Genomic DNA, 8,551 nt, shown 5'->3' on the forward strand with positions numbered 1-8,551 from the left:
GGCGAACACCGCGCACAACACGATGACGCCGCCGATCATGCTGGCGGCTGGTGCAATCTCGCCCAGGAACAGGAAGGCAAACAGGATCGCGAACGGCACTTCGGCCGAGCCGAGCAGTCCGGATTCGGCCGGCGGGATGAGCCGCGCGCCCTCCGTCCACAGGATCGAGGACAACGCAAAGGACGCGCCGAACGTGGCGAGCAGAACGGCATCCCTTTGCGAAACCGCCAGCGGATCGGTGACGAACCAGCCGAGCAGGAACAGCAGGAACGCCGAAACCGCGCCGGCCCACACAACCGGCGTGTCGCGGAACGCGCGCACCATGATCATGTAGAGGCCGCTGCCGATGGTCATCAGCAGTGCCAGTCCGTCGCCGAACAGATTGCCGGTGCCGAAGCCGGACCAGACCATGATCGCCACGCCGCACAGCGACACGGCGGCGGCGACCATTGTCTGCAACCGGAAGGGTTCGCGCGTCAGAACCCAAGCCAGCAGCGCGGTGACGAAAGGTGCTGTGGCATAGATGACCGCGACATTGGCGACGAAGGTGAACTTGAACGCCGAGATGAAGGCGATGCTGGCCAGAGCTCCCTCTACCGCCAGCAGCCAGCCGCGCCAGCCAAGCCGCAGCGTTTCGCGGTTACCGGAACGGTGACGCCGCCACAGCACATAGAAGCTGATCAGGATGGCGCCGACAAAGCCGCGCCAGCAGATGATGGTCAACGGGTCGGCATGGATCGACTTTGTCAGAACACCGGTCAGGCCGAAAACGGCAGCTGAGGACGATACCAGGATGATGCCGAGTGTGCGCTCTGCGGCGGTGTCGGTGGCGGCTGCAATGTCAGTCATGCAACCAGCCTACGCCGCTTGGTCCTGACATCGTAGTGTCAGCAATCATGGCCATGCACATCATAGCCGTTTGCGGAAATGCTCGGTGCCGACGATCAACAGGCCGGCGGCGACGATCAGCGCAGCGCCCAGGAACACCTCGCGACGCGGCACGTCGCCCCAGATGGCAAAGCCGAGTGCGAATGCCCACAACAGCGAAGTGTATTCCAGCGGCGCGAGGACTGAAGCCGGCGTGCGCTTCATGCCTTCGAACAGAAGATATTGTGCCAGGCCGCCGAGTGCGCCGACGCTGGCAAGGAGCAGTAACTGAGCCCCGTCCGGTGTCCGCCACAACAACAATGCCGGCACCGCCGAAAACAGCAGGAAATAGAAATTGTTGAGCAGGAGCTGGATCATCGAGCGCTCGGCAAGGGCGGTCTTGCGCAAGAGCACGATGGCGATGCCCCACAAGAAGGCCGCCGCCAGCACCAGCAGCACCGGCACGGACAGGCCGAGATGGGTCGGATCGCAAGCGACGAACACGCCGGCAAAGCCGATCAGCACCGCCAGCCAGCGCAGCATCGGCACCTTTTCGCCGAGCAGGAACACTGAAAGCACTGTGACGATGATCGGGGCCGCATAATAGACGGTGGTCAGCTCGGCGAGCTGCAGGCTGCGCGCGGCGTTGTAGTAACACAGCCACGCAGCAAGCGTGAAGGCACTGCGCACCAGCATCGGCCGCACGATCGGCGAGCGCATCGTGTCGGCAAACAACTGTCGTCCGCCGATCGCCGCGCACGCGCCCAGAATGGCAATGCTGCGGAAGAACATGATCTGCCAGACGCTCATGCCGACGACCAACAGCTTGATCGAGGCATCCTGTGTCGAAAACAGCAAATAGGCCGCACCGGTCAGCAGGATGCCTGCAAGCACCCGCTCGCGTGTTTCGAGAATGGCGATATCGGCCATAAGGCGCGTGGGACCAAATTGCCGGAGCGGCAGAATGCTGTGAGGAGCGACACGAGGAGCTGTGAATTCAGTTCCCTCGGCACCAAGCTATAAGGGCGAAAATCGCTGCGGCGCTACGCCCGCCCGCTGGTTATGTTGGGGCAGGGGGCCATGCCGAGCTGCACTGTCGCCAAGCCTACTGCGTCGCCTGGTAGAGCTCCGAAGCGGCTTCTTTCAGCGCGCGTCGGCCGTCGGACCTGAAATACATCATGTGCCCGCCCTCGACGACATCGAGACGGATAGGCTTGGCATCGGCGAGCGATGGGATTTGGTTCACCAGGTAGCGCGAGGCGAGGTAAGGCGTGACCAGGTCGGTGTAGCCGTTGACGATCACGACACCAAGCGAAGGGTTCAGTGAGCGTGCGCGCTGCAGATCGTCCATCACTCCGGCATAGCCTTGCCGCGAGGCGCTGGTCCCGTAATCCCATTTGTGGCTGATTTCGCCATTGAGCAGCCGATAGCTGACATCGGTGCGGAAATTCAATTCGTCACGGATGTAGCCGACGAAAGCCGACGTCAGCGCCGGCACGCTGCGGTCGAGCACCGGATCCGGGCCGGCTATGCGGGCGCTCTCAGGCGCGATATCGGCTGTGCCGATCGTGGCGTCATAGGGGCTGAGCACCTTGCCGCTGGCACGGGCGAACTCCCTTGCGAACAGGCTGGTGGGGATGCGAGCGGAGTTCCGTTGCACCAAATCGAGTGGCAGGCCGGTCATCTCAGCGACGCGCTGGCTCGCCAGCCGCCTGCCTTGCTCCAGTCCGCTGGTGATTGCCGTAAGGTAATCGCCCATCGCATAATGTTCGACTTCGGCCAGCTTCTCCCGCAATGCATCGCCGCTGACGCCTTCGGTGCGTAGCCGCACCGCCGCCAGTGACGGCAGTTCGAGCGCCCAATGCAGCGGCTCGAATTCGTCGGGCTGCACCAGCGTGAACTCCAGCGCTGGCGAGATCAGCACGATGCCGTTCGGACTGATGCCGATATCTTCCTGCAATGTCCTGGCGAGCAGCGCCGCGCGGAACCCGCCATAGCTTTCGCCGGCGAGGAACAGCGGCGACCCGGTGCGACCGTTCTGCGCGAGATAGAGCCGGATGAAGGCGCCAATCGAGCTGGCATCCTGGTTGACGCCCCAGAAATCGCGCGTGTCCTGCCCCGGTGCCTCGCGGCTGTAGCCGGTCCCCACCGGATCGACGAAGACGAGATCCGTCATGTCGAGCCAGCTGTCCGGATTGTCGATCAGTCTTTGCGGTGAGGGCAGGAGTTCGCCATCGGCTCCCGTCGCGATTATCCGTGGACCGAGTGCGCCGAGATGCAGATAGGCGGACGCTGCTCCAGGGCCGCCATTGAACACGAAGGTGATCGGCCGCTGCGGGTCTTTGGCCACGCTCGCCAGCGGCTCCAGCGTGTAGGCGACGTAGAAGATCTCCGCCGTGACGTCGCCGTTGCCCGACAGCAGCGACAGGGTCGCTGCCTTTGCCTGGTAATCCAGCTTGCGCCCGGCCAGTGTGATCGAATGGTTGGTGGTCTGCGGCGGCGGCAGCAGGGACAGCACACCGCCCGCAGGTGCCGGCCGCTCCGCCGTTTCAGCCAGGACGGGCTGCGCCAGGACGGCAAGCATCGGCAGGATGAGGAAGATCAGTTTCAGCTTGACCAGCATGATGGCTCCGCGAGAACGACTCCCGCATAGGTATGGCCGAGAGGATCGAAGTCAAAGGAAATGGCTGTCTTGAACCTGCAACGGCTTGCGCTAATGTGAGCCGGAATGCAGTCGAACATCTCTCTCGATCGGTTTGGACACTGGAGCGGTGGTGTCGCCGCCGCGGCCATGGCTGCAACGCCCGAAGAATTGTCCGCTCGCTTCACAGCGGCGGCGAGCGGACTGCTTGGCTCCGACCGCGCCTATGTCGGCTTCTACCGTCGAGACATCACATCCCTGACCATCGACGATGCCGGCCCCGATCGCTGGAACCGCGACTACGATGCACGACTGTATCGCCAGGATCCCTTCTTCCAGAGGTTCGCCAGCACAAGACAGGATTTCCTGTTGCCGCTGTCGGCACTCCGCAATGGCGACTTCCAGCGTACCCCCTACTATCGCGAATTCTTCGGCCCTTCCGACAGTTTCGACGAGATCACCGGCGTGTTCAATCTCGACGGGCTGACCGCTGGCTATGTCACCTTCCTGCGGCGAAACGGGGCACCGGCCTTTGGCGATCAGGATCTGGAGATGGCTTACGCGGCAAGCAGCGCGACGAGGCTCATTCTGCAAAGATTGCTTCATCTGTGCCACTCCCGGGACAAGGGCGCCGCAATCGGTGACGGACGCTCGCGGCTGAGCAGGCGCGAGGCCGAGGTTGCGCGGCATCTGGTCGAGGGTGGCAACGCCAAGACGATTTCGCGAAGCCTCGCCGTCTCGCCCGGCACCGTCCGCAACCACATCAAGCAGATCTACCGCAAGCTCAGCGTGCACTCCCAGGTCGAGCTGCTGGCGGCCTTCCGCGAAGCCGCTTGAGCCTGACGGCTTACGCCGGCGCTATTGCCCCGTCACGATGCGCGTCCACATGCGGTTTTGTGATCGCAGCAGCTTTGGGTCGTTGTTGTCGACCACGAACAGCTTGGCCTTCACGGCATCAGGCGGAAAGACGCCGGGATCGCTGGCTATCGCCTTGTCCATCAGCGGCAGGGATTCCGGTATCGCATTGGCATAGGAGACATAGCTGGAATTGGCCGCGGCGATATCGGGCCGCAGATTGAAGTTGATCGAGGCCCCAGGCCTGGGCGTTGTCGGGATGCGGCGCATCTTTCGGCACCACCATCGTATCGAAGTTGATGAGCGTGCCTTCTCTGGGGATGGAATAGGCGATCTCCAGCTTCTTCACGGATTCCGCCGCACGGGTCCTTGCCTGAAGTATGTCGCCCGACCAGCCCAACACCACGCAGATGTCGCCGTTGGCGAGGTCGTTGATGTATTTCGACGAATGGAAATAGCGGATGTAGGGCCGCACCTTGCCCATCAGGTTCTCGACCTTGGCGAGGTCGTCGGGACTGGTCGATTTGGGGTCGATGTGAAGATAGTTCATCGCCATCGGGATGACTTCAGCCGGCGCATCGATCATGGCCACGCCGCAATCGGAGAGCTTCTTGACCACGTCCACGTCGAAGACCATGGCGAAGGAATCCGTCGGCGCGTCCGGCAGCCTCTGTTTCACGGCGGCGACGTTGTAGCCAATGCCGTCGGTGACGGCCATATAGGGCACGGCATGCAGGTTCTGCGGGTCGGCGCCTGCGATCAGCGCCAGGGCCTGCGGATCGATCTTCGAATGGTTGGCAAGCTTCGATTTGTCGAGTTCCAGGAACGCCCCCGCCTTCACCTGGTTCTTCAGGAACGGATAGGCTGACGGGTAGACCACGTCATATCCCGAGCCGCCGGTGAGCAGCTTGGTTTCAAGTACCTCGTTGCCGTCATAGACATCGTAGCGAACCTTGATGCCCGTTTCCTTCTCGAATTTCTCGGCGGTGTCCGGCGCGATGTAGTCGGACCAGTTGTAGACGTTGACGATCTTTTCCTCGTCAGCCGAAGCCGCATTTGCGCAGACGCCGCAGGCAAGCAGGGTTGAGAAGATCAGAGCGCGCATAAATGTCCTCCGTTTTCGCTATCTGTTTTCGGCATGCGTCGTCCCTCAGCGTCGCTGCGGGGCATAGACCGGCAAGGTGATGCAGGCGACATTGCCGCCGCCCAGCAGGATCTCGCGTGAGTTTTCGATGCCGACTATCTTGTGGTCGGGAAACAGCTCGGCCAGCGTCTGCTTGGCCTTCACATCGAGATCGCAGCCGAACTGCGGTACCACCACGACGCTGTTGCCCGGATAGTAGTTGATGTAGCTCGCCGCGATCCGGTTTCCGGCCGGTCGCGCCCAGGTCGAATCCAGCCGGTCCACGCTCTCGCTTTCTTCCGGCGTCATCTCGATCGGCAGGGGATGCGGCAGCCGGTGGATCTCCAGTGCGCGGCCACGCGCATCACGGGCCGAACGCAGCACCTCTTCGGCTTCTCGCACAATCTCGTATTGCGGGTCCTCCCGATTGTCGGTCCAGCTCAGCACGACCACGCCGGGACGCACGAAGCAGCAGACGTCATCGACATGGCCGTCGGTTTCGTCGAAGGCAAGGCCACGCGGCAGCCAGATGACGGTGTCGACGCCGAGATAGTCACCAAGCTGCGGTTCCACCTCGGCCTTGCCGAGATGAGCGTTGCGATTTCGGTTGAGCAGGCATTGCTCCGTCGTGATGAGGGTGCCCTGGCCGTCGCATTGCAACCCGCCGCCCTCGGCGATCAGCGGTGCGCGGTAGCGATCCATGTTCTCGATTTCGAGCACTTTTTGCGCTGCCAGATCATCGAGGTCCCATGGCGCGTAGAGGCCGCCGTCAAAACCGCCATAGGCGTTGAAGATCCAATCGACGCCACGCACGCCGCCTTGATCGTTGACGACGAAATTGGGACCGCTGTCGCGCAACCAGGAATCGTTGGTGGACATCTCCACGACACGCACATGGCCGGGCAATCGCGCTCGGGCATTCTGCCACTGGCGAGCGGAGGCCGCCACCGTCACTGGCTCGCTTTGCGCGATCGCCGCGGCGACATCCACGAACAGCTTTTGCGCGGGCTTGGCGCCGAGGCGCCAGGTGTCCGGCCGCTCCGGCCAGATCAGCCAGCAGCCTGACTTTGGTTCGAATTCGCCGGGCGCGCGAAAACCATCCTGTTTCGGCCTTGTCGAGAGGGTACGGGGCATCTTGGGACCGCCGGGAAATGGAGTGATGACTTGCCCGGATCAGACGTTTTTGGGACCTTGTCCGTCAATGTCCCATTTGGGATATCGGTGTTGACCGCTGTCTCCTGTTGCGGAACGGCATTGCCTTGCCACGGTGATCGGCGCAAATCTCGACCGGACGGCGTATGCCGGTGACGCAAGCAGTCGACGAAAGGGGAAAAGCGGATGGATGCGACCGAACTGAAGGCCATGCAGGCGCCGCTGAAGCAGGCCTACCGTGACGATGCTTCGCAGGCTCTGATCACGCTTCGCGCCAAGGGCTCGATCGATGACCAGTCGGTTGCCTGCAAGGTGGAGACGGGCAGGGCGCTCGCCATCGCCGGCTTGCATCCGGCAACAGGCGGCTCAGGGCTTGAACTCTGCTCGGGCGACATGCTGCTGGAGGCGTTGGTCGCCTGCGCCGGGGTGACGCTCAAGGCGGTGGCGACGGCGCTCGAGTTCAAGCTCGGCGCCGCCACGGTGGAGGCCGAAGGCGATCTCGATTTTCGCGGCACGCTCGGTGTCGCCAAGGATGCACCGGTCGGCTTTCGCGCCATCCGGCTCAATTTCAACCTCGACACCGCTGAGCCGCAGGAGCGGGTAGACTCGCTGCTGAAGCTGACCGAGCGTTATTGCGTGGTGTTCCAGACCATCAGCCAGAAGCCGGAGCTGACGGTGAGCGCACGCCGCTGATGCTTACTGCGCCGACGGTTCTTCGGCGTCTCCCTCGTCAGTGAAGGGCGAGGCGCTCGGCACGCATTGCACTGACCAGCCGGCCGGTGTCGGCTGCTTCTGATATTCGGTGATGGCGGCGGTGCACTGTTCGCGTTTGTCGAAGGTGCTGGGCAGCACGACCATGCCGCCTTGCGGGCCGGCGATTACCAGATACCAGACCAACGCTGCTGCGGTCGTAGCCATGGGGATTTCCTTGTTCTGCCAGTTGGGCGCTTGTTGTGGGAGTCGCTGTGACCCTACCAACTCCATGGAAATGACGAAAGCATGACCGCCGCACAGCTTCCCGCCGTCACATCACAGCCGCGTGATGTGACGGGGGTTTCCCAGCCCGATTTGGAAGCGCAATCGGCTCAGTTGGTGGCAAAACAATAGAACAAGCCATCGCCCCCTGTGCCCTTCAGCGCCTCCTGGCTGCAGCCGCCGCGCGAGGCGTGCGAGGAATTCCAGGATTTGGCCGCTGCCGAATCGTCGAGGCCCGTGCGGTCATGATGGCCCATCATCGCGGCGCCTTCCGCCCCGCTCATCGTCCAGTCGCCGCAGGTCTGGTCGGCGATTTTGGTGCCGTCGGGCTTGGAGCCGGTCAGCACGTCGTGGCGGTTCGGCGTGTCGCCGCGGCCGTTGACCGCTTCGCCTTTCTCGTTGAGCGCCGTCTGCTTGGTGATGCCGTTGGCATCGCTGTGCAACGAGGCAACATCGTCGGCGATCTTGACGCCCTTTGCGTTCATCCATGGCCCCTTGCCGATGCGGTCACGGGCGTCGGTGTCGCTGGTCGACAGATAGGCGGCCCAACTCTTGCCGGTGACGCCGGCGGCTTCCGCCAGCGACGCGCAATGCGCGTCGGCGCCCTTGAGGCCGCCGAGGTCGGCACCCTTGCTGGAACCGACACTGGTGACGAAGAAGCTCATCTTGGCATCTTGCGAGTAAGCGGCGCCCGCGGCTGCGATCAGGGTGGCGGCGGTGGCGAGAAGCAGTTTACGCATGTCGGTCCTCCGGTTGGTCTTCGACGGGTTACATCAGAAGAAACGTTGCCGGAGGCCTGTTTAATCCCTACGCATGTCGCCTAAAAGTGTGCAGCGGTTTTTGGAAAACCGACATGCGTCAAAAAAGGCTCAAGTTTTATTCCGGCTGGCGATAGGCGACGAACCGATTGTGCTTGGCCTGAAAGATCAATCCGGTCT

9 protein-coding genes are annotated in these 8,551 nt (G+C 62.8%); 2 read left to right on the forward strand and 7 right to left on the reverse strand.

Going from position 1 to position 8,551, the window contains the following annotated elements; all coding sequences use genetic code 11:
- From EOC06_RS25140 to EOC06_RS25150, 3 genes are all read right to left on the reverse strand, one after another.
- Positions 1-849: DMT family transporter (locus EOC06_RS25140; RefSeq protein ID WP_164898723.1), on the reverse strand; the 849-nt coding region annotated here is incomplete at its 3' end.
- Positions 850-909: 60 nt separating this feature from the next.
- Complete coding sequence (locus tag EOC06_RS25145; protein WP_127321134.1) at positions 910-1,797, reverse strand: DMT family transporter; 888 nt, start codon at positions 1,795-1,797, stop codon at positions 910-912.
- 175 nt (positions 1,798-1,972) lie between these two features.
- On the reverse strand, positions 1,973-3,490 hold the full coding sequence (locus EOC06_RS25150; RefSeq protein ID WP_128309058.1) for a S10 family peptidase: 1,518 nt from the start codon (positions 3,488-3,490) through the stop codon (positions 1,973-1,975).
- A 105-nt stretch (positions 3,491-3,595) separates the two neighbouring features.
- Between EOC06_RS25150 and EOC06_RS25155 the strand changes: the two genes are divergently transcribed.
- Entirely contained in the window at positions 3,596-4,345 is a 750-nt protein-coding gene (locus tag EOC06_RS25155; protein WP_128309059.1) for a LuxR family transcriptional regulator, read from the forward strand.
- 118 nt (positions 4,346-4,463) lie between these two features.
- Here EOC06_RS25155 and EOC06_RS25160 read toward each other — a convergent pair whose 3' ends face one another.
- Both EOC06_RS25160 and aguA read right to left on the reverse strand, forming a co-directional pair.
- A complete protein-coding gene (locus EOC06_RS25160) occupies positions 4,464-5,468 on the reverse strand; it encodes an extracellular solute-binding protein (RefSeq protein ID WP_245470039.1) in 1,005 nt (334 codons plus the stop codon).
- Positions 5,469-5,513: 45 nt separating this feature from the next.
- Positions 5,514-6,620: an agmatine deiminase gene (gene aguA, locus EOC06_RS25165; protein WP_128309060.1), complete on the reverse strand. Its 1,107-nt coding sequence runs from the start codon at positions 6,618-6,620 to the stop codon at positions 5,514-5,516.
- A 204-nt stretch (positions 6,621-6,824) separates the two neighbouring features.
- Here aguA and EOC06_RS25170 point away from each other — a divergent pair, with 204 nt between their 5' ends.
- The gene (locus EOC06_RS25170; RefSeq protein WP_127269953.1) at positions 6,825-7,331 is read left to right on the forward strand and encodes an OsmC family protein; all 507 of its coding nucleotides are present in this window, start codon (positions 6,825-6,827) and stop codon (positions 7,329-7,331) included.
- A 3-nt stretch (positions 7,332-7,334) separates the two neighbouring features.
- On the opposite strand, the gene EOC06_RS25175 is transcribed toward EOC06_RS25170, so the two are convergent.
- Together EOC06_RS25175 and EOC06_RS25180 are read right to left on the reverse strand one after the other, a co-directional pair.
- Complete coding sequence (locus EOC06_RS25175; RefSeq protein ID WP_013532531.1) at positions 7,335-7,556, reverse strand: hypothetical protein; 222 nt, start codon at positions 7,554-7,556, stop codon at positions 7,335-7,337.
- Positions 7,557-7,723: 167 nt separating this feature from the next.
- Entirely contained in the window at positions 7,724-8,353 is a 630-nt protein-coding gene (locus EOC06_RS25180) for a hypothetical protein (RefSeq protein ID WP_128309061.1), read from the reverse strand.
- Positions 8,354-8,551: the final 198 nt, after the last annotated feature.

This window comes from Mesorhizobium sp. M7A.F.Ca.MR.362.00.0.0 (assembly GCF_004023175.1).
In the GTDB taxonomy this organism is placed as follows: domain Bacteria; phylum Pseudomonadota; class Alphaproteobacteria; order Rhizobiales; family Rhizobiaceae; genus Mesorhizobium.